The organism is Chitinophaga filiformis (genome assembly GCF_900102545.1).
Taxonomy (GTDB): Bacteria; Bacteroidota; Bacteroidia; order Chitinophagales; family Chitinophagaceae; genus Chitinophaga; species Chitinophaga filiformis.
Genome location: NZ_FNBN01000004.1, coordinates 484,680 through 508,580, shown reverse-complemented (window position 1 = coordinate 508,580; position 23,901 = coordinate 484,680). Strand labels below are relative to the sequence as shown.

Genomic DNA, 23,901 nt, shown 5'->3' with positions numbered 1-23,901 from the left:
TGTTAGCTTAATATGCTTGCATTACACCAATCCACGAATACAAGATTAAATCTTGATAATATAGCGGAAAGTTCATCGTCAATACAATCAAATCCTGTTATTGCTAGTTTTTTAATTGCGCCATTATTTGTGATGCCATAATAAATGTAATTATCGGACCGCAGTGAGAATCCATTTTCAATAAAATTATTGTTCGGCATAATGATATTCCCTTTCTCTTTAATATTCATAAATGAGCAAAATTCATCAAGCTGAATTTGTAGCGGACGAGCCCAGGTAGAATCTCTTATATAAGAACTAGTATAACCTAGGAGGTTGCCGTTTTCATCTGGTGAGTTTATAATGGTTGAGATTATCGAAGTTGTTTCTTGTATGAAGTCGATGCTTTCGACTGGGTGGAATTCAAATTGGAGCCACTCTTCGTCAGCGAGTGCCAAACTAAAGTCTTTGAATAAAGAAATTGTGTTTGTAGTTGTGAATTGGTTAAATAAGGCGTGAGTTGGTACTAAAAATTTATTTACAGGAAGTGGATGATCAGATAATATTACGTGTAATGATATTTTAGGTGAGCGGAAATAGTTTCCTGGACTATCGACATTAGCTTTTACCACCCGCCAGCGAATATTTTCAATCTCTAATATAGTAGGTTTGTTGAATTCAGGGGGTAATTGCCTCTTGTCAAGAATGTGTGTACTAATTAATTCCTTGGTTTCTGCATGGACGAGTATAACTTTTATCTTTTGAGAGAATAATATAGATGCTGAGTCGATAACTTGGAGTATCTTCATGATATTGGTATATGTGTTATAAATTTTGGAGTTTGAATCTCTGTTTCAATATGATTGTATACAGATAAAGGAATACCAATCTTATCAGGATAGCAATACCTTAACAGAAAGTGAAGCACCCCACTATTGCCGGTCATAAAACTGGGGGCTGGTTGTTTTTCATGCTCTGTTAGCCAATATATACCATGGGTAGGATGGATTTTAAGCAAATGTAGTACGTTTTGTGCCACCCAGTCAGCTCGCTGTAGCCATATAGGGTCTTTCAAAACCTGATAAGCATCCAGATAAATTTCTCCTAATCCGCTTAATCCATTTGTCTGACTAAGACTATTATTAACGCCCTTTTCTTTGTGATAGTATAGTCCGCCAGCAGCAAACTTCTTATACTTCAAATTATTGGTTAATGCGTATCCTTTAATAAATGCCAATGCTATTCCTGCATTTCCAATCGTCCACCATGTGTTAGGCTCTTTACCAGAATTTGATGGCCAGCAAATTCGTTCTTTATGCCGGCTAGCTTTTCCAATTAACCACTCCAGGCCTCGTTCAGCGCCTAAGATGGCTTGCTCATCATTAAAACGTTTTGCGTATTCGAGTAGAAAGTATATAATACCAGAAATGCCTGTCCCAAACCCTTTAGGTACTTTCTTTTTCTTGCTTTTGGGGAAGATAATCCATGAACCATCTTCTTGCTGCAGAGAAAGTAATTGCTGTACGTAGTCATGTATTTTTTCTGAGAGTTGCTTGTCTGATATAAGAGGAGTACATATCATATTTGCAATCCCTTGCCCGCATATACCATTGAAAATATTAAGGTCTTCATTCTCTTTTTCTAATAGAGCGTATATCCAATCGGTATACTTAGGTTGAAATTCCAGTAATCCTGTGTGTATGGCTGTAGTAATAGTAGCGGCGATACCGGATGATCCGAAATGCAAGCTCGGGGAGGTACTGTACTTTCTGTTAATATATTTTTGTTCGATAAGATCAAGCCCTTTCTGCACGAATGGTGACGTGACATCTACGTTCATTCCTACGTATTTTGCTTTACTCAGCATATAAATTACGCCGGCAACTCCTTGGTGGAAGCTGCCAAACCAAGCTTTGTTGATTTTATCTTTGTCACCAGAAGCATCTCTCATATTGTCAGCAAACCATCCTTTCTCAGGGTCTGCCAGCAAAGGAGTGCTATAAGTATTGATGGATTTTTGTATGATCTCTAATACTTCCTGCCTGTCATATAAGTGAGGATGGCTTTGAGTTCTATGAATTTTTGTGTTGTGATCTGCTTTGTATTCGTGTATGATTTTTCTTATTGCTTGTAGTGCCGGGCGTTCATCTGGATCCGGATGCATGCATTGAGTAACTATATCTGCCACCTTTTGATCAGGTATGAAGAAATTGATTTTCTTGACTAGTTTTTCATAGGTAGTATCTACAATTTTACTTGGAGATATATACGTCCACATCTGGAAAATGTTAGCACCTAATGCGAAGATATCGTCTTGTACAGTGGGAGTTAATGTTGCTATCTGTTGGGGAGACATAAAGCCATGGGTGCCCAGCTGAAAGGGAGGTGAGGGTAACTGTTGATCAATGGAGTAACTGAGCTCAAGGTCTATCAGAGCAATCTTACCTCCAGGTGTAATCATGAAATTATTGGAGGACGCATCTCTGTGAACTACATTGTTCTTATGTAATTCATCCATGAGATCAATAATCTTCAGAATATATCCAAGAAATTTTCGACCCAGTTTGTTCCGGGTAATCACACTTTCTCTTAACTCTTTGTTGTGTTTCTTGAACATATGTACAAGAGATTCTCCCTTTATTCGTTCAATGACTAAATAATAGTTTCCATTTTCTTCGAAACTTCCCAAATAACGAGGGACTCGTACTTTACCCTGCAGCTTTTCATGCAGTTCCTTTTGCCACACCAAACGATCCTTTATATCCCGTCCATGTTTGTCCTTACTGTCTCCAAGGGTGCCTTCTTTGATAACACAAGTACCGAAATTGAATAGCCCTTTTATATAGAAACACTTCATTACATCATTCTTTTGACTCTCCTTAAGACTCTTATAAATGATATAATTGAAGCCAATGCGCTGCCCACTTTTCTTTACAACTTTTCCCTTGGGCGTTTCCTCACTAATGTTTTCTTCCGCTTCGGAATTGATGATCGTGGTGATACTTTTATCTTCTCGCATGTAAATAGTTTGAGGGTTTAGATGTTAATTTCTTCTCCTTCTTCCTTAAAAGTGCACATTGCCATAAAACGGCCTTCTGTTTCATAGTAGTAGCTCTGTCTGTGGGAGCAGTATTTAATTGGAGCGCCATACTCTTTCATCAGATTCAGATAATCAAACAGGCTTCTCCTCGACATTCCCAACCGGTGTGCTAATTGATCAGGAGTTCCTGTCCCTTTAATACGGATGAGATTATCTATATGTTCCAGGCGATATAAAATGTCGATTGTCATATACTTAATTGGATTATTATAATGGAATAGGTTTTATGAAAGTCGGTTATAGTAGTTCAAAAGAAATTGTAACATGTTTTCTTTTTCCAGATCCGTTCGTCCCTTCAATTGCAGAATTACCTGGGCTCCCCAATAGCTTCTACCTAACCACAAATGCTCTTTTAGTGACTGATAGGCATTAAGCAGAATGTTACCGAAGGCAGCATACTCATTCAGATCATTATGAATAGTATATATCTCTTGTGAATAGAGTGACGCTTCCACATATCGTTTGTATACAATCGACCCTGTTAGTTCATAAGCTTTAATGAAAACTAGTGAGATATGTATAGCACCGTCTTCATCCCAAGGGGTAACAAGCTCATTACGGGGAGATCGCCAATGTGTGGTGCCTGCCTTATGATAAGCTCTCTCCGTCAAACATATCAGGTTTTCAAGCCCTGCTTGCAGCGACTTTTTGTTGCCGGATAATTGCGCATATGATAACAAAAAATAAGTAATGCCGGCTAATCCCGTTGCAAATCCCGAGCTATCAGGCATTGCATCTGCAAGTGTAGCAGTATACCTTTTCAGCCTTCCATCAAAAGTTGCCGGAGAAATGAAATTCCTGCAAGCCATGCTAGCAATGCCATACCAGGCAATACCTTGCTTGAGAGAATAGTCATTTTCTTCTTTACTGAGTAATTGATTTATCCAGTCTATATAGATTGGGTCTGCAGGAACAAGACCACATTCTATAGCTGTTGCCAGATTTCGTGCTATACCATGACTACCATTATACAAACCTGGTGGACATGTCTCTAATAGATCTTCAATAACAGAAAGTGCATCCGCAGTTTTAAGTTGCATATTAGAAACACTTATCCCTGCCTTCCAGGCGGCGCTCAAAAGCTGTATCGATGGATTTGAAACGTCATCAATGCTATCCTGAATAAAGCCAGCTAGATAATCTTTTGTAAGTAACCCGGGTTTGGAGTTTTCCCTTTTTATTCTTTTGCTTAGGTCGTGTTTATAGGATAGTAGCGCATCTCTTATAATTTTTATATCGGAATAGCTATTTTCATCTGAACGAATATAAGATTGAAGCAATCCCGCTATACCACTATCAGTAATAAAAACACTAACATCCGTTTGGCGAGAGAACTTCTCTGCAGATATACCAGTCCATAAACAGAGAATATGTTTCGCTAATGAAACATTCATATATGGAGCAGACTCAATCACCTGTAACAGGTAATTAATAAATTTTATTCCCTCCTTTTTATTGTTGCAAAGTGCCTCACGCAGCTTTCCATATGAAATAGGATAGTTGCCTGAAACGTGATTAAAGACATGCTGATCTACATCGTCCCTCTTTAAAAGACGATCTGGTATCTGGGTTACCATATAAAGAATGTATGGTTAAACAAAAAGTAGCAGCGTCTGAGTAATGTTGTGGGCTAACGGGGTAGAAATAGTTATTCCTTGCCCAGTGGGCTTAGCATGATTGTCATAAGCTGTTACCTATTCTTTAGAAATATACAATGGTAGTAATAACAGGGTTAAGTACTCTTCAGTTGGGTTGCAAATTCGTCTATAGGTTGAGATCTTTACTATCGCAATATTAAAGTTAGGTTAATAAATGTTTCAATAATTATCCGGGGAGGCATATTTACTTATCCTCTGTAAGGATTTTCGCAGTCGATTTTTTGTTGGGGATGGTGAAGTGGTGTTTTGTTACATCTATTAAGATAGAGAAATCTAGTAAATTTATTGAATGAAGTTACGACAGCATGTTATACCCCCCATTCTTCCTCGTTTCACTCGGCGTCTCCCCATAATAATTCTTATACACCTTCGTCAATGCCGACGGGTTCTTATACCCCAGCACATACGCAATATGCGCTATGCTCACATCATTTTCCAAACACATCACCCTGGCTCTCTCCATCCTCACCTTCAACTGAAAATCACTAAACGACATACCGCAGTACTTAATAAAACTCTGCCGCAGTTTTGATGCACTAACAAAATACGTAGAAGCAAGTTGGCCGATCGTCAGCTCCTTATCCACATTATTACGGATAAACGTTTTAATCGTATTAAAAGTAACATCCTGCGAAGAGGACACCGTATTAGTATCCTGTTGTTCGAGAATAAGAATTAGCAGTTCCTGCAGTTTGCCTAACAGCCATGTCTTCCGTAATCCTGTATTTATCACCGAGAACTTCAGCTCATGATTAAGATGATACAGCCCTTCCCAGATAATCCCCGGACTGGCAGTAAGCAGCGCAGGCATACCCATATCCATCTTATACAGCCATTTCTTGGCTAATTTAGAATGACTGGTATACGTCGCAATCATATCCCGGCTAAACCCGTAATACTGCACTTCATAAATTCCGGGACTAAACAAGGTAGGTTGCTGCTGGCCTATAATATGAAAACAGTTATACTGCCCCTGGAGCAGGGGAATGGTCGTCAGATCTGCATAGGTAAGATTGATACTGCCTTCTATCATACAGCACGCCATACTTACTCCTTCTTTGACTTTCGGTAGCAGCTGCACAGGTTCTTTAACAATGAAGATGTTATTGCTCAGGCTACAGCCATCAGCCGTAGTCGTATGATAAATGATATCTATAGAAGGACTGCTCACGAGTACCGCATCCGCAAAATCACAGCGGTACGCAGCATATTGTGGGGGCAACTGATGCGTTATTTTAATATGGTGCTCAGGAATTCCGACTATACCATATTCGATAGTCACGTTCATATAGGTCGCATTTACTTTGAGGGTTGTGGATAAGCTGGCATAAGGTCAACGTTCTGGGCGTAGCTAGCTTGGTAATATTAATTGTTATAATAACAGGAGCAAAAAAAAGCAGGTTAAGTAATTATTAAGAATAAAAGGAGCCAGGCTAAACAACCTGGCTCTTCACTTAAAACAAGAAAACAACCTGTTAAAATATTTGACATCTGCATCGCAGATGCATGGATTAAACATAATTGGATGATCAAATGTAGATGCTTGAAATAAGAAAAGTGTGAATGAGATGTTAATGAAAAAAAATTGTCCCGGGAATCGCTACCCGGGACAATAACTAAAACAACAGCTATGAATGAAAAATCTCTATTCAATAAGAAAAGATTCAATTACCATACCACCGGCCTATACCCGGATAAGTGTTGTAAATCTTATCGCAGATAGGGGAGTCTCTACAAATAGTGTGGAAATAATTCCACAATTTCGTGTGTAGACGAAATATAATCCCTATGGAAATCATGGGGTTGGTCATGGATTGATATTTGAATGCATAGATTATGGGTATTTTGGACGGATCAGGGTGGATTTAATATTACTATAGAACCGGTTTTTGTACGAATACATCTTCAAGCATTTGATAATCAACTTAATGGTACAAGTGAACGCATGGCACAGCATATAAAAACGGACGTGGACCGTCCGTCAGATAAAGTATTGACCGAGGGGAAAAAAGGGTCGTTTATTTTGATCATTGACGATGAACCTGATATATGTCGACTATTGCAGTTAAGCCTGGTGAAACATGGGTATAAAGTAAAATATGTCCACGCACTGACAGAAGGAATGCAATACTTACAACATCAACAACCGGATTTGCTTTTCCTGGATATACACTTGCCTGATGGCTCAGGCCTGGAAGCATTGCCCGCCATCAAAAAGAAATGCCCTGCCCTGCCGGTGATAACGATCAGTGCGTATGACAACGGTATGGAAAAGCAGAAAGCATTAAATGCCGGGGCCAGTTATTTTATGGCTAAACCATTTAATGTAACGAACCTGGATGAATTGATGAGCGATATGTTAAGACAGAAATAAGATCGGTGATTAATTTGTAAATTTAAACTAGCAGTTGTCAAACACCACATATAAATATTATGAGAAATATTCTGATAATTGATGATGAGATCAATATTTGTACGTTATTAAGCAAGTTTCTAGGTAAACATGGCTTCAAGGTGGATACTACCATGAGCGGTGCAACTGCTTTGAAGATGATGAAAGAAAAAACTTTCGACCTGGTGTTATGCGACTACAGGTTGAAAGACACAGACGGTGCGCAGTTGCTGCAGGATATTCTTCAGATCAATCCACGTACTATTGTGATCATCATTACCGGATATACGGATGTCAGAGTTGCTGTAGATATGGTCAAGAACGGTGCCTACGACTACCTCTCCAAACCGCTTTATCCGGACGAAATATTGAACCTGGTACATAAAGCATTTGCACATATGGACGCAGAACGCGAACGCGAAGAATCTATGCCCATGCGTACTGTAAATGGCTCCTCAGCTGGTAGTGCAGCTGTAGTAGAATCATCCGATGGAGAACCGGATGGTGAAATGCTGGATAAAAGCCATAAATACGTATACGGTGAAAGTAATGGCGCGAAAGAACTCTTCCGCCAGATTAAACTGGTAGCACCTACCGACTACAGTGTTATCATCTTTGGTGAAACAGGTACCGGTAAGGAATCTGTAGCACATCTCATCCATCACCATAGTAAACGACATAACCAGCCCTTCGTGGCGCTGGATTGTGGTAGCCTTTCCAAAGAACTGGCAGCAAGTGAACTGTTCGGTCATGAGAAAGGTTCATTCACAGGCGCTATCAATACCAAGATAGGCGCCTTCGAACAGGCCCATGGTGGTACCCTGTTCCTCGACGAAGTAGCCAACCTCTCTTACGATATACAGGTAGCTTTATTGCGCGTGATCCAGGAAAAAGTGATCCGCAGAGTAGGTAGCTTGAAAGAGATTCCGATAGATGTACGCATCATCGTGGCATCCAACGAAAAGCTGTCTGAGTCAGTAGCAAAGGGTCGCTTCCGTGAAGACCTCTTCCACCGGTTCAATGAGTTCACTATCTATATTCCACCGCTGCGCGAAAGGGTAGAAGACCTGCCCCTGTTTGTAGATGCATTCATGCGCCAGGTGGAAAGAGAACTGCAGAAGAACTGTGGCAAGATCACCAATGAAGTATGGGAATGTTTCAGCAGATACAACTGGCCAGGTAATATCCGTGAACTGAAAAACGTGATACGCCGTGCATGCCTGCTTACTCCCGAGCATGAAGACATTACCTTGTCTACATTGCCACTGGAGATGAAAGAGTCATTTGCACAGCAACCATACGAGGAAGATCACCAGGTGAATATGTCTGGTGAACTGATCTCCATCACAAATGAAAACGACCTGAAAACAGTTGCGCTGCAGGCAGAGTACAACAAGATCATCAATGTACTCAAAGAGGTGAAATACAATAAGACGAAGGCTGCGCAGCTGTTGAACATCGACCGTAAAACCTTATACAACAAATTAAGGTTACTCAACATAAACTATTAAGCGATATCAATTATAATGTTTGTTTTATACTCAGCATACAGGCCCGTTATCCAGCGGGCCTTTTCTATTTCTGCCCGGTATGCTATTTGCATTTTTATGTGTGATAAAACCTAGCATTTATGGATCCGCAAAACAATCAGCAGCAAACAGATAATGGGGACAAAAAGAACGCCGGCTTCTTTGAGCGTTTTTCTTCGAAAGTGGCACAGGCTACAGGATCGCAATGGGCATTCTTTATTGCTCTGGCAGCTATTATCATATGGGCGATTACCGGTCCTGTATTCGGTTTCTCGGATACCTGGCAACTGGTGATCAATACTGGTACAACCATCATCACTTTCCTGATGGTATTCATTATCCAGAAATCACAGAATAAAGATTCAAAATCCGTACAACTGAAACTGAATGAACTGATAGCTGCCAATAAACTGGCCAGTAACCGCCTCATTGTAGTGGAAGATCTGACAGAAGAAGAGCTGGATACGCTGCATAACTATTACATGAAGCTGTCAGAGGAGACGAAGAAAAGACTGGCGATGAAAGAGTCCCACTCAGTGGAAGAAGCAATTGAAAATACAGATGAAAAGCTTAATGCGATGTGATATAACAAATCAGGAAATGAATGCTTAAATATGTCTGCAGCATTCATTTCCTGATGACTGTTATGCTTAGTTCAACGGCAGTACAATGGTGAATACACTTCCTGTCCCAATTTCACTCTCCACATGTACCGTACCTTTATGATTCATAATGATATTCTGCGTACTCGTTAACCCTAAACCTGTTCCTTTAGGCTTATTGGTAAAGAACGGATCAAACAAACGGGTCTTGGTCTCTTCCGGAATACCGGGACCATTATCAGTGATAGTGATCACTGCTTTATCCCGCTGTTTGGCCGTCTGTAATGTAAGCAATCCTTTTCCCGGCGTCATTGCTTCTACTGCATTGATGATGATATTTAACAAGGCAATGATCACCTTATCTTCATCTGCCGGGATCATGACATCCTGCTTGACGTATTCTTTCTTTACACTGATCTCGTTGAGTTGCAGGCGGTCCTGCGCAAGCGCAAGGGCCTTATCTGTCAGTTCGTTGATACCGTGAGGACGGATATTAAGTTCTATCATCCTGGTGGAATGCAGCAGCTCTGTAATCAACTGATTGATACGCGTACAGTTCCGTTCAATGATATCGACATATACCTGGCTATCTTCTACACTAACAGGCTCTCCCTTAAACTGGCTAACAGCCAGCAGGATATTGGTAAGCGGATTACGCACTTCGTGTGCAATCACCCGGGCAATACGGCCCGTCACAACAAATTTCTGCTGTTGCTGTTTCTCCAGCTCCTCCCGTTTCCTTTCAGTAATATCCTGTACCACACAAAGGAAGATCTGTTCCTGCTCATCCAGTGTTACCGCGCTGACCATCACGTCGAGCTTCTTCCCATGTTTGGTCAGAAAGTTATATTCCGTGCGCAGACTGGATTCTTCCCCGCAGATGTGATCGAAGAAATGTTTGCACTGATCCTCCTGGAAAAAGAGTTGCTTGAGGTTCAGCTGCAACATTTCGTCCTTAGTGTATTGTAAAGTCCTGATAGCAGAGGGATTGGCGTCAATCACATTCTTGTCGCAGTCGGCAAGAATGATGAGGTCATGCGCTTTTTCGAATACGCCGAAATACTTCTTTTCGTTTTCCTCGATAATACGGAGATGGCGTGCCTCGTCCAGTGCATAACGGATAGAGCGTTCCAGCAGGTCGGCACTGATCTCGCCTTTTACCAGGTAGTCAGAAGCACCTGCCTGCATCGCTTCCTTATCTATCGTATAGTCGCCCTTACCGGTAAGCATGATCACCGGCGCTTTGTAATCCAGCTGCTGGAAATGGTGGAGGATGTCTATACCCGTATAAGGTCCCAGACGATAGTCGGCCAGGTAAATGTCATGTACCTTTCTGTCTATTTGCTCTACCGCTTTTGAATAAGTAGGCGCCCAGTCCAGTTGGTACTGTCCCGGGGAAATGTCCTGCAACAACTGATTAACGAGGAAGAAGTCGTCCTCGTCATCATCTATCATCAATATGTGTACGGGTTGATCTGTCATTCTCTAAACATTTGGCAGTTCCGCTATTTCGAACCAATATTTTCCCAACACACGGGTAAATTCCACGAGGCCCGAATAGGTAACTGGTTTTATGATAAAGCTGTTTACCCCCAGCTCATAACTTCTAACAATATCTTTTTCCTCCATCGACGTAGTCAATATTATAACGGGTATGCTCTTAAACAGATCGTTTGATTTCAGTTCGCGTAGCGCCTCCCTTCCATCCTTTTTGGGCATGTTGAGGTCCAGCAGGATAAGCTGTGGAAATGGGTGTAGCGTTTCGTCCGCATAGTGACCGTTACGATTCAGATAATGCAACAGTTCTTCGCCATTTTCGACAAAATTAATGTGGTGCTGCGTGCTGTTCTCTTCGAAAGCCGCCCGGATCAGTTCTCTGTCGTCAGCATCATCATCTGCAATAAGAATGCTAATTTTTCCGGCACTTTTAATTTTCTTCATTGTAGAGGGTTTGCGTGATAGGTAATGTAATAATGAAAGTAGCGCCCTGGCCAGGTGTTCCTAACGCGGTAATATGCCCGTGATGGCTATCCACTATTTTCTTACAAATGGCCAGTCCTATACCGGTACCGGAATATTCGCTCATGCCGTGTAGTCTTTGAAATAATAAAAAGATGCGCTCGGCATATGTAGGGTCAAAACCTATACCATTATCCTCTACAAATATTTTGCATTCGTTATTTTCCTGTTCAGACCTGATATTGATCACCAGCTGTCTCTCCGGATGAGCGAACTTAATGGCGTTAGCAATAATGTTCTGAAATAGCTGATGAAAAGAGGTAGGGGTACCTTCTATCACCGGAATGGGTGCTATATTGACCACCGCCCGCTTTTCCTGTAAGCTTACTTCCAGGTCACTGATCACCTCCTGTATGAGCTGGGTCATATCCACTTTTACAATATTCTCTGGTGTGATACGGCCCGCCCTGGAGAAAAGCAGCAGATCATTGATCAGTATCCGCATCCTTCCTACGGCGCCCACCATACGGTGTATCAGGTCAGTAGCATCTGAAGGGAGGTGATCGCCGTATTTGGTTTGCAGTCTGTCGCTGAAAGTGGAGATCTTACGCAAAGGTTCCTGTAAGTCGTGAGAGGCCACATAGGCAAACTGCTCCAGTTCCTCATTGGATTTATTCAGCAGCTTGATGTTTTGCTGCAGGTCATGCTGATAAGATTTCAAACGGGATTCAATATGCAGTTGCAACCGGAACTCCCGTGTAAGGGTAACGTAGGAATAGATGCCAATGAGAATCGCCATAAGCGAGGAAATAAAGATCACCGGTATCCAGATGGCCGAAAAGAAGCTCTGTAACCTCGATTTCTGCCGCAGCTTGGCGTTCTCAATATTCAACATATCCTGGACCTTCCGGTCTATCCTGTCCATGGACTTTTCCCCCTCCTGCACGGCAGAGGTATCTTTCTGGCGGGAGGTTACTTTCGCTTCCCCAGCTATCAGCTGCTGGTATTTCTTGTCCAGCAGTTTTTTCAGGGTGTCCAGGTGCAGTTGCTGCTGCCGGCTTTCTGCGGTGATCCTGCGGAGCATCATATACTCTTCTTCTATCTTAATACTACGTTGCTGCATGGTAGGACGCAGAAAGGCGGTATCCCCGGTAATGCTGTACCCCCGGATAGCCGATTCGGCATCCTTCAGCTGCTTGGTGATTACCTCCAGGCTTTTGGAGATCTCAATGGTATGATTCAGCCACCGGGCATTATCCAATAGCGTCTTTGTTACCAGGAATGAACATATTGAGGCAACGATGATAACAGTAAAAGCAATGAAGAATCCTAGTCTGATCTTCTTTTGTACAGGTATATGCATTTTTCCCGCTGATTGTAGTAAGTTTTCGAATTTACAACTATCCAACAATTTCCACACAGTGAAATGCATATTCTACACGCATTCCTGCCGTGGCTGCTAAATCGCTTCATATAATCATCACAGTAAGTGTAGTAGTGCTGAAACGCTTTGCTGTTAGGCATTCCGACATAATAGAGCTATGTCTGATATGTGTCTTCCAACTATGCTGGCCGGTGATGGAATGAACTTTGTCTTTCATATTGAACAACACATGGTTGAAACACATCCGGCAACTGCAGCACACGTAAAAGCAATCGTTCACGAAAAAATCAGACTATGCAATATTATCATAAGTCAGCGGGGAATCCTTCTCCGGGAGGGGTGCCTGAAAAGCAACCCCCTCCTAAAGAGGAACCGCCAAGACCATCAGGACCAGAAATAACACCTCCTCCATCGCCACCAGGACCTCCACCTCCTGTGCCGAACGAGGTGCCTGACCATGATATCAAACGTTCCCCTCCTAATCCGAAAGCTAAGAAAAAGAAAGAGGATGAGATAATAGAAGACAGGGCAGACCTCATAGCGGAACAGGACAGGGAGGATGTACAGGAAAGGTCGCCCGATCTTTTCCCCGACAGAACGATCATGGAAACATACAATAGCTACGACGAAGACGATTCCAGGGTAATTCCGGAAGAATAAATTGATCACTATTAAACTCCAAATAACATGGCAACAAGAACCCAATCCAAATCACGGACAGGCAGCCAGTCCAAGACAACAGGTAGAAGCGCTGCAGGTAGTAAATCCATGTCCACCTCACGTACTGCTCCAAGAGCAAGCAGCTCTTCCCGTTCCAGCTCTTCCAGGAGCAGCAAAAGCCAGAATGAAGATATGCCCAACTCCAAATTCCATCAACTATTCATGGATCAGTTAAAAGACATCTACTGGGCAGAAAAAGCACTGGTGAAAGCCTTAGGCAAAATGCAAAAGGCCGCTACTTCAGAAGAATTGGCAGATGCTATCAGCAACCACCAGGAACAGACAAGAGAACATGTAAACCGACTCGAAAGGGTATTCGAATCTCTTGGGCAAACAGCAAAGGCGAAAAAATGTCCGGCCATGGAAGGCTTGATTGAGGAAGGTCAGGAAGTGATAGACGATACAGAAGAAGACAGCTCCGTAAGAGATGCTGGCCTGATCATCTGTGCACAGAAGATCGAACATTATGAGATCGCCACTTACGGTAGCCTCCGTACACTGGCAGGCAGAATGGGCCACGAAGAAGTAGCAAGACTGCTGGACCAGACCCTGGGCGAGGAAAAGGAAACAGACGTATTACTTACCCAACTGGCAGAATCTTCTGTAAATGAAGAAGCTGCTGCTGAATAAAGCATTACAGATGGGAACCCGAAGGCCTCTGCATTACAAAATGTATGAGGCCTTTTTACATCCGATACTACCGGTGGCGACCTGACAGCTGCCGGATCACAGAAAATTATGAGGGAAAGAAAAACAATTGACGATGGACCTGATTGCTGAAGCGATGGCTACTGCCAAAGCAGTGAAATTACGATATGTGAAATCCGGTACTACAGGATATAGCCGGGAAAGAGTGAAAGACGGCTTTCAGTACCGCGATCAGCATGGAGATATTATAACAGATGAAGAGACCCTGGCAAGGATCCGGGGCCTGGTACTACCTCCCGCCTGGGAAGATGTATGGATCTGCCCTTATGCCAACGGGCATTTACAGGCTACCGGTATCGATGCCCTGGGAAGAAGGCAATACCGCTACCACTCCACCTGGGCCAGGGTACGCAATGAAACCAAATACGACCGCTTGCTACATTTTGGGGAGAAACTACCGCAATTGCGCAAGCATATTTCAGCTGCCCTGCGTAAGAAAAGCCTTGATAAAGAGAAAGTTACGGCCATAGCACTCAGCGTCATGCAGGAAACTTTGATCCGGGTAGGTAATGCCTCCTATGAAAAACTATATGGCTCCTATGGACTTACCACCCTGCATGCGCAGCACGTGAAAATAGACGGAAATACCGCCTTTTTTAAGTTCAAGGGTAAGAAGGGCGTCCTGCATAAAATAACGCTAAAACACGCCCAATTAGCTAAATTATTGCAGAAGGTGAAAGATATCCCCGGACAGGAATTGTTTCAGTATTACGAGGGAGAAGATCATAAGAGCCTGGACTCCGGAGATATCAATGAATACCTGAAGCTCTGGACGGGAGAAGACTATACCTGTAAAGATTTCAGAACATGGTCAGGAACCGTGAATGCCCTTAACCTGCTCGCCGATCTTACCCCTTTCAGCTCAGCTACAGAATGTAAACAGAACCTGGTGCACATCATCGACAGCGTAGCCGGAAAACTGGGCAATACAAGGGCCGTCTGTAAGAAGTACTATATCCATCCGAAGATACTGGACGCCTACGAGCAATGTAACCTGGAACCGTACCTGGAGGAATTGAGGGCAGGAAGAAATAAGGAATCTGCCGGAGGCCTTCACAACGATGAAAAGGTACTGCTGAAGTTTATGAAATCACTCACACAGGAAAAGAAACGGGTTAAAACGAAAGCAGGGATCAGGAATTAGCTAAATATCATCCGGCGCTTCTTCCTAACCCCCGCTTTTTAAAGTAGATTATGTTATGCGAAGATCAACTGATCTTCCCTGTCTTCTACTGGTATTTTCTGGAGAAATTCGTCAAATCCGGATTCTTCATGCGTACTATAAGCACCATAAGCATCCAGTACATAGCCTATCTCGCCATCCTGGTCTTCTATCAGGTATAATACTGACATATCGGCCGGATCAGACTCCCCTTCAAACCGGTAGGTTTTAATAATTTTCAGTTCCTCAGGATTGTATATTTTCTGTTTTTCGATATTCTGCATTCTGCCATGATCACTCATCTTTAATTCATGATCGAGGCCCTTATCATGCAATTTTTGCATCACCCGGCTGAGGGTGGTCATTTCGCCTGGCTTTTCCATAAACAAAGGTTTTTGATACAGAGAGTAAAAATCCAAATCGCGTGCCATGGCATATAGTTTGGTTTTCATTCAATATCACCCTTAAATTATTTTTTTATGAGAGCTGTTTGGTCAGGAACAATCGGTTTTGGGTTAGTTAATATACCCATCAAATTGTACAGCGCCGTGCAGGACAGTAGACTGGACCTGGACATGCTGGATAAAAAAGATCACGCCCATATCAAATTTAAACGTGTGAATGAAGATACCGGAAAGGAAGTGCCCTGGGAGCAGATCGTAAAAGGATACTTGTATAACGATGAATATGTCATCCTGGAAGATGAGGATTTCCAGGAAGCCGCACCTGAAAAAAGTAAGATCATCTCCATCGAATCTTTTGTAGAACAGGCGGAAATAGATGATATCTATTTTGAAACTCCTTACTACATAGAGCCAGATAAAGCGGGTGTGAAAGCATATGAACTGTTATTGAAAACATTACAGAAAACGGGTAAGGCCGGACTGGGGCGTTTTGTACTCAGAACGAGTGAACATCTCGTCATCATCCGCCCGCGGGATAATTACCTCATGTTGCAACAACTGAGGTTTGAACAGGAAATACGCTCGCCGGAAGAATTGTCTCTTCCTTCCGATAGCAAGATCAGCAAGAAAGAGCTGGATATGGCAGTGCAGCTGGTGGAAAGTTATACTACAGAATTTGACATCAGCCAGTTCAAGGATACTTATCATGAACAACTGCTCAATATCATAAAAGCGAAAGCAAGTGGTAAGCGCCGTACAGTGAAGAAGATGAAGATAGTACACACCAAGAGCACCGATCTGTTTGACCAGCTGAAGGCAAGTCTTGGTAGTCCCGGCCGCAGCAGTGGCAGTAATAAAAAACGTGCATCATGAGCCTGAGAACATACGATGAAAAACGAAATTTTAATGTTACCTCCGAGCCTAAAGGCGCGAAGAAAAAGAGTGCAGGTAAACAGCACATCTTCGTAATCCAACGGCATCATGCCTCCCGTTTACATTACGACTTCCGCCTGGAAGTAGATGGTGTACTGAAAAGCTGGGCCGTGCCGAAGGGACCTTCCATGAATCCGTCCGACAAAAGGCTCGCCATGCAGGTAGAAGATCACCCTTATGATTACAAAGACTTTGAAGGCGTCATTCCCGAAGGGAATTATGGCGCGGGGTTCGTCTACGTATGGGATAAGGGCAGCTATGAATTACTGCATGATGACGGAAAAGATTTCGACAAAGAGGCGAACAAAGAGATCCGGGAAGGCAATCTGAAAATAGTCATGAAGGGGAAGAAGGTGAAAGGCGAATTTGCCCTGGTGAAAATGAAAAACTCAGACGACAATGCCTGGCTGTTGCTGAAGCATAAAGACGACTACGCTGTAAAAACTGCCTACGATAGCGAGAACTTCACGCCGCAACGTATCAAGGATAGAGGTGTGAAGGAGAAAGAGAAGATGAAAGGGGCTAAAAAAAAAGTAGCACCGGCAAAGGCAAAAGCAGCGCCCACTAAACGCGAACAGTTTACGCCGATGATGGCAACGCTGGTAGATAAACCATTCAGCCGGGAAGGCTGGCTGTTTGAAACCAAATGGGATGGCTACAGGGCCATTGCTGATGTGCGGAAAGGAAAGGTGGAATTGTATTCGAGGAACCATTTGTCGTTTAACAAAGACTATCCGAAAATAGTGCAGGCACTGGAGGATTTGCAACATGATGCTGTGTTGGACGGAGAAGTGGTAGTCCTGAAAAAAGACGGCTCATCCGATTTTCAGTCGCTGCAAAACTATAAGAACAACGCCTCCGGCAATCTGGTCTATATCGTTTTTGACATGTTGCAACTGGATGGACAGGACCTGCAGGCATTGCCGCTTATTCAACGGAAAGAGCTGTTAAAAGATGTTGTTACACAGCTGGGCAGCAAGACAGTGATCTACTCAGAACATGTGCTGAATGATAGTGAAAAGCTGTATAAAACAGCGCAACAGAAAGCCTGGGAGGGCATCATTGCCAAGGAAGCAGAAAGCCTGTATGCTGAAGGCCGCAGGTCTATGTCCTGGTTGAAGATCAAGATCGTGGATGAACAGGAGGCGATTATCTGCGGATATACGGAACCACAGGGGAGCAGGAAGAAAATAGGATCGTTGGTACTTGGAATTTATGACGATAAGAATGAACTGAAATATGTTGGTAATTGTGGCGGTGGATTGAATGGAGCATTGATCAATGAGCTGTATGACAAGATGCAGCCTTTCAGACAAAAGACGTCTCCTTTCAAAGAAAAAGTGAAGACGAATACGCCCGTTACCTGGGTGAAACCCGAGCTGGTTTGCCAGGTGAAGTTTCATGCCTGGACGAGCGATAGGCATCTGCGTATGCCAATATTCCTGGGATTGAGGAAAGACAAACCGGCAACGGATGTGCATAAGGAAACCGCAAAATCTACCAGGATGGCCACAAAGAAAGCGGCAGCGCAAGCTACTACTGCGCCTGCACGTACACACGAAAAGGAAAGGGTAGTAACGCTGAATGGGAAAAAGGTTACGCTGACCAACCAGCAGAAAATATACTGGCCTGATGAAAAGATTACAAAGGGTACGCTGCTGGACTATTATATGGAGATGGCTGACTACGTACTGCCTTTCCTGAAAGATCGCCCGTTAAGTCTGCACCGTTTCCCTAATGGCATTAAGGACCCTGGTTTTTATCAGAAGGACGTTGATAAGGCCACAGCCCCCGACTGGCTGAAAACAGTGCAACTGCATGCGGCATCAGCTTCCCGTGATGTGGATTACCTTGTATGTAACAACGCGGCTACATTGGCATATATGGTCAACCTGGGATGTATAGAGATCAATCCCTGGCTGTCGAGGGTGAAGAACCTGGACAATCCGGACTACCTGGTATTGGACCTTGACCCTGAAAATATCGCCTTTAAATACGTGGTAGAAACGGCATTAGCTATTAAAGCATTGTTGGATCAACTGGGGCTGACAGCATTCTGTAAAACCTCCGGCGCTTCGGGTCTGCACATTTATGTGCCAACAGGTGCAAAATATAATTATGAAACCTGCCGCCTGTTTGCGGAATATGTAGCGAAACAGGTACAACAGGAGTTGCCGGATATCACCAGTGTGATCCGCAATAAGTCAAAGCGCAATAAAAAAGTGTATATAGATTATATGCAGAACAGCCGCGGACAAACCATCGCTTCTCCCTATTCCGTACGTCCGAAACCGGGAGCTACCGTTTCCGCTCCTTTAAACTGGGACGAGCTGACCGATGATCTTTCCATTGCTGATTTCCATATCGGGAACATGGCAGACAGGATTAAGGATGTAGGTGATCTGTGGAAAGATATTGATAAAACTAAGAATGATCTGCGTAAAGTGATCCAGCAGATTGAGTCAACAGCACAATGATTTTTTCACTTTAAACTGAAGAATTATGCAAACAGCAAATCGTCATCATCATGTCAATCTTGCTCCTGTTTACGGGATCATTATAGCAGTTGTGTCTATTGTATTCACAGTGATCTTTTACTTTACTGATATGGCAGGCGCTTTATGGACCGGATATTTTGGAAACCTGCTGATGTTCCTGGGGGTACTGTTTTCCGTTATTCATTACAATAGCCAGCACCATGAGAAAACTTCCACCTGGGCGATGTTTGCCATGGGACTGAGAACTACGTTATGGGCGGTATTTATTGTGACATTGTTGACGATAGCCCTGCACTTCATCTCAGGTGCACAGAACCAGGATAACTTCTGGATCTATCTGTTCGGTAATGTGTTTTTCACCAATGGTATTCTTGGCTTGCTGGCAGCAGCCCTGGCAGCGATGGTGTTCAAGAGAAATCAGACAACAATGAAACCTAAATAAGGTGTTACATCAGCCAGCCTAATAGCAGGCAGGCAAGTACGATAAACGGGGATGGTATACGGGATGTGAGAAGAATAATGAGGGTAGCGATAGTAATAATAACGTTATACCAGGTAAGTGGGATAGCCAGGAACAATATGATCGTGGCTGCCCACATGATCCCCACCACTGTGGCATTGATACCCTCTAATGCCCGGTAGATGACCACGTATTTCTTCAGATTATGCCAGATGGGGAAGAAGAACAAGACCAGCAGCAGGCTGGGTAGAAAAACAGCAACAGGTGCCAGCATACATCCCAGTAACTGATAACCCGGTCCCAGGTTGCGCATGACCATGCCGCCTACATACGCTGTGACAGAAAAAGTAGGACCAGGTAAAGCCCGCATAATACCGGCTCCGGTCAGTAGCTCTTCCGCATTCATAAAACGGGTGTTGGCACGCGATACATACTGTTCCAGCATCATCGCTATCAGGATATCCCCACCGCCAAACACCAGGCTACCGAAACGGTAGAAGTTCTCAAACAGGTTGAAGGGACGGCGTGTGATCCAGTTGTGCGTACGTGCCAGCTCAGAAAAGAAACCCGCCAGGATGAACAACAAGGCAAACAGCCAGATGTTCGTCCACTGTATCTTTTTAGGCTTATCCTGGATGTCAGGAATACGTTTATCGCTGAAGTTGGATACAATCCCGCCAAGGATGATCAATGCGGGAAAGGTCCATGGAGACTTGAAAAAGTAAGCCGTCAGCAAGGATACCGCCATGATAATAGCAGTAGCCAGGTTGCGGATGCTGATCTTAAATGCCCGCATACTACCATATATCAGAAAACCAACAGCCATTGGCTGTACGTACTTAAAGATATCAGTGTTCAATGCTTTCTGATCGAAGTATTGCAGCAGGAAGCTAAGCGATCCCATTAACAGGCAGGCGGGAGCTATCCATATGAGCAGGGTAGCTACTGCCAGCGGCACACCACCCCGCTTGTAACCAATGAGCGTCAGGGTCTGGGAAGAAGACGCCCCTGGTAACAATTGGCAGAATGCATTGTATTCCATCAACTCCTGTTCAGTCACATCCCTTCTCTGGTGCACAAATGTTTTCAACATCATAGCCAGGTGGCCCTGGGGTCCCCCGTACGCAGTGATGCTGTGCATAAATACAGCCCTTAGGAAAGGAATATGACGTAGAAACACGTTAATGGCAATTAATCGACTGCCCGAATTTCAATAAATTCCTGACAATATCAAACAGGAAAACGACAAACTATTGATTTTCTTCTGTTAAGAGAAGAACGTACAGGCATAATCCTTGTTGTAAATAAACAATACTTTCAGGTCAATCAATATGCCCACCCTGGTAGGATAGCCTTTAAGGAGCTGGTATTGAATAGTTTAATTATAGATATAGTTTTATGAGAAGATTCCTGATCCTCCTATGCATAACAGTTTCGTTAAGCGCACATGCACAATTGTCCTATTACAACAGCGATGCTTACTGGGCTAACTTCTGTCTGCAGGCCAACTTTACCAGGCCGGCCCTGACAGACACCTGTCTCGTATTTGTAAGCAACAGGCATCTGCACAAGGATAGTTTGCGCTTTGTGGATGAATTTGTAGATACAGCAGGACTGAAATACTTTGTGTTGCAAAAGCAGGCCGGGAAATGGAATGTATTCCAGGTACCGACCCTGACAGACGCCATGCGCCTCTTGCCGGAAAAACGGGATATAGTCGTATATGCGGAAGGGATGGGTAAGATCTTTACAAGCAATGTTGAACGGGCACTACTCATGCGTTCACAGTATAACGTGAATGTCGTGATGTTTGACTACGCAAGCATCAATACCACTTACAGACCCTCCAGAAACTTTAGGTTTGCCCGTACTAATGCCCGTCTCTCAGCACCGCATTATTTTCGCTTATTGCGACAAATCCAGCAGGCGCGCCGGGAAAGGGAAGACTGGGTCGAGCATATAAAAGTCTCTACATTCTGTCATAGCATGGGGAACATCATTTTTATGGAAATGATGAAGCATCAACCTTATGACTCACTAAACAATGAACCGTTCATCGACAATGTTGTACTGAATGCGGCCTGTGTGCCGGCAAAAGGTCATAAGGACTGGGTAGAGCGTATCCATTTTGCAAATAAGATCTATGTCAATTACAACAGGTCCGACTGGCAGCTGAAGGGGGCTCACTTGCTTACCTTTGCGCGTCAGCTGGGAGAAAAACCCAAACGCCGGAAGGCTGTCAATGCCAATTATGTCAATTTCCATGGACAGGGAGGCCGGCAGCATAGTTACTTCCTGAACTTTCCGTGGAATGATTATCGTATGACACCGGAAATGAAAGATTATTTTGCAGAGCTGTTTGGTGGAAATCCTGCAGTATTGGAAGAAGAAAAGACATTGGCTAAAAAGCAGCCGGGGGCACAGGAAAGTGTGAATTAGCAAACAATAGTGTATCTCAAATATAAACAGGGCTGAAAAGGACGATCTGTCTTTTCAGCCCTGTTGCTATTTATGCGAGGTTATTATTTCTTCAGGCCAATCTCTCTCAATCTTTCATCCAGATATTCACCCGCAGTGATTGGTTCATATGCCAGCGGATTGCTATCTGTTACACAGCTCTCCAATGCGTTCAGCGGCATCTCTGATTTAGGGTGCAAGAAGAACGGAATGGAATAACGGCTGGTATGCCACATCTCGCGGGGTGGGTTCACTACCCGGTGTGTAGTGGATTTCAGACGATTGTTGGTAAGCCTTTGCAGCATATCGCCCACATTCACAACAATCTGCTCTGGTAGCGAAGTGACAGGCACCCAATTATCCTGTTTGTCCAGTATCTGCAAGCCATCAGCAGAAGCGCCTACCAACAGGGTAATGAGGTTGATGTCCTCATGTTGCTCTGCGCGGATGGCAGATGCAGGTTCCTGCGTAATAGGAGGGTAGTGGATAGCCCTCAGGATAGAATTACCATTGTGTATATATTCGTCAAAATAATGCTCATCCAGTCCCAGGTAGATGGCGATGGCCTGCAGCAATGCTTTTCCCGACTTTTCGAATGCACGGTAGGCATCAAAGAAGGTCGGTGAAAATGCCGGGATCTCTTTCACAGCCACATTTGGCGGGTATTCGTTAGCGATGGGATCATCATCTTCCACGGTTTGTCCAAACTGGAAGAATTCCTTCAGATCCGGTGCATCATACCCTTTCGCATGTTCTTTACCGAAAGATGTATACCCGCGCTGGCCCGCTAATTCAGGTATCTCATAAGAGCGCTTGATATCTGACGGTAAGGTGAAGAACAGCTGTACGTACTTGTACAGTTTTGCAATGAGATCGTCGGAAATACCGTGATTTTTTACCGCTACAAACCCTACTTCTTCGTACGCGTTACCAAGCTGCTCTACGAAAGCGCGTTTACTGGCAGCGTCGCCTGAAGTGAATGCGGCGAGGTCCACAACTGGAATGGATTGAGTTAGTGCCATAGTAATGTATTTTACCTTACTAAGTTAACTCATTTTAAGTAAGCTTCATCTTCCGGCGTAATATCAACCATGGCATATCTTTCCACGTGATTGATCAGCATCTCATCCATAATGTCCACCACGTTTTTATAATTGGCAGATTTATCTGCTTTGATCAGGACCATCAGGTCGTTTTTCTTATGTTGCTGTATAACCCGCTCACGTTTATTTATAATGACGTCCCGGATGCCCTGGTTATTGGCAAAAGAAGAATGTTGTACCACTGGAGGATGCAGGGGATCATTACCGATGCCTTCATAGTAACTGACACTGTTGTTGGCGCCGAGCAATATAGTGAGTGACTTGCTGTCCCCCACTGATTGTGGTGGTTCAGCATCTGCGGGCATATTCAGATCCATTGTCTGAGGTTTGGCTAACGCTGTAGTGAGCATGAAAAAAGTAATGAGCAGAAATCCCAGGTCTACCATAGGTGTCATATCTACACGAGTACTTAATTTCCTTGAACGGGTTCCTCTTTTGTGGCCGCGATCGGAGCCGCCGGTATTAATTTCAGCCATTGTGAATAGGTTTAAAGGGTATAGAAATAAATGACTGAAAGCGCTTTCAATGATATAGATGCGGGGGAAGAGAAATTCCATAAACAAATCCGGGAACATAATGTGATGATTCGTACCAGGGAAACAAAACATCGATAGACTCGTTAGGATTCTCATTGTTTGTAGTCCAGAGTTTTCGGTCCCGGGTCAACAATAAACCGGGAAACAAAACATCGATAGACTCCGTAGGAGTCTCATTGTTTGTAGCCGGGGTTTTTGACTCCGGGTCAACAATAAACCGGGAAACAAAACGCCAATAGACTCCGTTAGGAGTCTCAGTGTTTGTAGCCCAGGGTGATAACCCCGGGTCAATAAACCGGGAAACAAAACATCAATAG

General features: G+C 43.6%; 22 protein-coding genes. 10 read left to right on the top strand and 12 right to left on the bottom strand.

What is annotated here, in order from left to right; all coding sequences use genetic code 11:
- Positions 1-2: 2 nt before the first annotated feature.
- The 5 genes from BLR32_RS19935 to BLR32_RS19915 all read right to left on the bottom strand — a co-directional run bounded on the left by BLR32_RS19935 (position 3) and on the right by BLR32_RS19915 (position 6,025).
- The gene (locus tag BLR32_RS19935) at positions 3-788 is read right to left on the bottom strand and encodes a hypothetical protein (RefSeq protein WP_089834597.1); all 786 of its coding nucleotides are present in this window, start codon (positions 786-788) and stop codon (positions 3-5) included.
- A complete protein-coding gene (locus BLR32_RS19930) occupies positions 785-2,998 on the bottom strand; it encodes a protein kinase/lanthionine synthetase C family protein (RefSeq protein ID WP_089834596.1) in 2,214 nt (737 codons plus the stop codon). The genes BLR32_RS19935 and BLR32_RS19930 overlap by 4 nt, the downstream gene beginning before the upstream one ends.
- 17 nt (positions 2,999-3,015) lie before the next feature.
- Entirely contained in the window at positions 3,016-3,270 is a 255-nt protein-coding gene (locus BLR32_RS19925) for a type 2 periplasmic-binding domain-containing protein (RefSeq protein ID WP_089834595.1), read from the bottom strand.
- Between the two features lie 33 nt (positions 3,271-3,303).
- Entirely contained in the window at positions 3,304-4,656 is a 1,353-nt protein-coding gene (locus BLR32_RS19920; RefSeq protein ID WP_089834594.1) for a glycoside hydrolase family protein, read from the bottom strand.
- A gap of 376 nt (positions 4,657-5,032) precedes the next feature.
- Positions 5,033-6,025 (bottom strand): helix-turn-helix transcriptional regulator, encoded by a 993-nt coding sequence (locus tag BLR32_RS19915; RefSeq protein ID WP_089834593.1) that lies wholly within the window; start codon positions 6,023-6,025, stop codon positions 5,033-5,035.
- Between the two features lie 657 nt (positions 6,026-6,682).
- On the opposite strand from BLR32_RS19915, the gene BLR32_RS19910 reads away from it, so the two are divergent.
- The 3 genes from BLR32_RS19910 (at position 6,683) to BLR32_RS19900 (ending at position 9,242) form a co-directional block, all read left to right on the top strand.
- Entirely contained in the window at positions 6,683-7,111 is a 429-nt protein-coding gene (locus BLR32_RS19910) for a response regulator transcription factor (protein WP_089834592.1), read from the top strand.
- 59 nt (positions 7,112-7,170) lie between these two features.
- Positions 7,171-8,640, top strand: a complete 1,470-nt coding sequence (locus tag BLR32_RS19905) for a sigma-54-dependent transcriptional regulator (protein WP_089834591.1) — start codon at positions 7,171-7,173, stop codon at positions 8,638-8,640.
- A gap of 119 nt (positions 8,641-8,759) precedes the next feature.
- Positions 8,760-9,242: a low affinity iron permease family protein gene (locus BLR32_RS19900; protein ID WP_089834590.1), complete on the top strand. Its 483-nt coding sequence runs from the start codon at positions 8,760-8,762 to the stop codon at positions 9,240-9,242.
- A 66-nt stretch (positions 9,243-9,308) separates the two neighbouring features.
- Here BLR32_RS19900 and BLR32_RS19895 read toward each other — a convergent pair whose 3' ends face one another.
- The 3 genes from BLR32_RS19895 to BLR32_RS19885 are packed head-to-tail and all read right to left on the bottom strand — an operon-like array spanning position 9,309 to position 12,582.
- Positions 9,309-10,742 (bottom strand): hybrid sensor histidine kinase/response regulator, encoded by a 1,434-nt coding sequence (locus BLR32_RS19895; protein WP_089834589.1) that lies wholly within the window; start codon positions 10,740-10,742, stop codon positions 9,309-9,311.
- A 3-nt stretch (positions 10,743-10,745) separates the two neighbouring features.
- Entirely contained in the window at positions 10,746-11,201 is a 456-nt protein-coding gene (locus BLR32_RS19890) for a response regulator (protein WP_089834588.1), read from the bottom strand.
- Positions 11,188-12,582: a sensor histidine kinase gene (locus BLR32_RS19885; protein ID WP_176842356.1), complete on the bottom strand. Its 1,395-nt coding sequence runs from the start codon at positions 12,580-12,582 to the stop codon at positions 11,188-11,190. The genes BLR32_RS19890 and BLR32_RS19885 overlap by 14 nt, the downstream gene beginning before the upstream one ends.
- Before the next feature lie 315 nt (positions 12,583-12,897).
- On the opposite strand from BLR32_RS19885, the gene BLR32_RS34105 reads away from it, so the two are divergent.
- The 3 genes from BLR32_RS34105 to BLR32_RS19870 all read left to right on the top strand — a co-directional run bounded on the left by BLR32_RS34105 (position 12,898) and on the right by BLR32_RS19870 (position 15,175).
- The gene (locus tag BLR32_RS34105; RefSeq protein ID WP_176842355.1) at positions 12,898-13,263 is read left to right on the top strand and encodes a hypothetical protein; all 366 of its coding nucleotides are present in this window, start codon (positions 12,898-12,900) and stop codon (positions 13,261-13,263) included.
- Positions 13,264-13,290: 27 nt separating this feature from the next.
- On the top strand, positions 13,291-13,953 hold the full coding sequence (locus tag BLR32_RS19875; RefSeq protein ID WP_089834586.1) for a YciE/YciF ferroxidase family protein: 663 nt from the start codon (positions 13,291-13,293) through the stop codon (positions 13,951-13,953).
- 133 nt (positions 13,954-14,086) lie between these two features.
- Positions 14,087-15,175: a DNA topoisomerase IB gene (locus BLR32_RS19870; protein ID WP_089834585.1), complete on the top strand. Its 1,089-nt coding sequence runs from the start codon at positions 14,087-14,089 to the stop codon at positions 15,173-15,175.
- Between the two features lie 53 nt (positions 15,176-15,228).
- On the opposite strand, the gene BLR32_RS19865 is transcribed toward BLR32_RS19870, so the two are convergent.
- Entirely contained in the window at positions 15,229-15,576 is a 348-nt protein-coding gene (locus BLR32_RS19865) for a hypothetical protein (RefSeq protein ID WP_089834673.1), read from the bottom strand.
- A gap of 96 nt (positions 15,577-15,672) precedes the next feature.
- Between BLR32_RS19865 and ku the strand changes: the two genes are divergently transcribed.
- Genes ku through BLR32_RS19850 form a run of 3 tightly spaced genes read left to right on the top strand, consistent with a single transcriptional unit; the run spans position 15,673 to position 19,470 of the window.
- Positions 15,673-16,470, top strand: a complete 798-nt coding sequence (gene ku / locus BLR32_RS19860) for a non-homologous end joining protein Ku (protein WP_089834584.1) — start codon at positions 15,673-15,675, stop codon at positions 16,468-16,470.
- A complete protein-coding gene (gene ligD / locus BLR32_RS19855; protein ID WP_176842354.1) occupies positions 16,467-19,007 on the top strand; it encodes a DNA ligase D in 2,541 nt (846 codons plus the stop codon). Before ku ends, ligD begins: the two co-directional genes overlap by 4 nt.
- 25 nt (positions 19,008-19,032) lie before the next feature.
- A complete protein-coding gene (locus BLR32_RS19850; RefSeq protein WP_089834582.1) occupies positions 19,033-19,470 on the top strand; it encodes a hypothetical protein in 438 nt (145 codons plus the stop codon).
- A 4-nt stretch (positions 19,471-19,474) separates the two neighbouring features.
- Here the strand turns inward: BLR32_RS19850 and chrA are convergent, their stop codons facing one another.
- Positions 19,475-20,629 carry a chromate efflux transporter gene (gene chrA, locus BLR32_RS19845; RefSeq protein WP_245705471.1) on the bottom strand — a complete coding sequence of 385 codons (1,155 nt, stop codon included), beginning with the start codon at positions 20,627-20,629 and terminating at the stop codon, positions 19,475-19,477.
- Positions 20,630-20,886: 257 nt separating this feature from the next.
- On the opposite strand from chrA, the gene BLR32_RS19840 reads away from it, so the two are divergent.
- Entirely contained in the window at positions 20,887-21,927 is a 1,041-nt protein-coding gene (locus tag BLR32_RS19840) for an alpha/beta hydrolase (RefSeq protein WP_089834580.1), read from the top strand.
- Positions 21,928-22,010: 83 nt separating this feature from the next.
- Here the strand turns inward: BLR32_RS19840 and BLR32_RS19835 are convergent, their stop codons facing one another.
- Together BLR32_RS19835 and BLR32_RS19830 are read right to left on the bottom strand one after the other, a co-directional pair.
- The gene (locus BLR32_RS19835; protein ID WP_089834579.1) at positions 22,011-22,967 is read right to left on the bottom strand and encodes an isopenicillin N synthase family dioxygenase; all 957 of its coding nucleotides are present in this window, start codon (positions 22,965-22,967) and stop codon (positions 22,011-22,013) included.
- A gap of 29 nt (positions 22,968-22,996) precedes the next feature.
- A complete protein-coding gene (locus BLR32_RS19830) occupies positions 22,997-23,524 on the bottom strand; it encodes an ExbD/TolR family protein (RefSeq protein ID WP_089834672.1) in 528 nt (175 codons plus the stop codon).
- Positions 23,525-23,901: the final 377 nt, after the last annotated feature.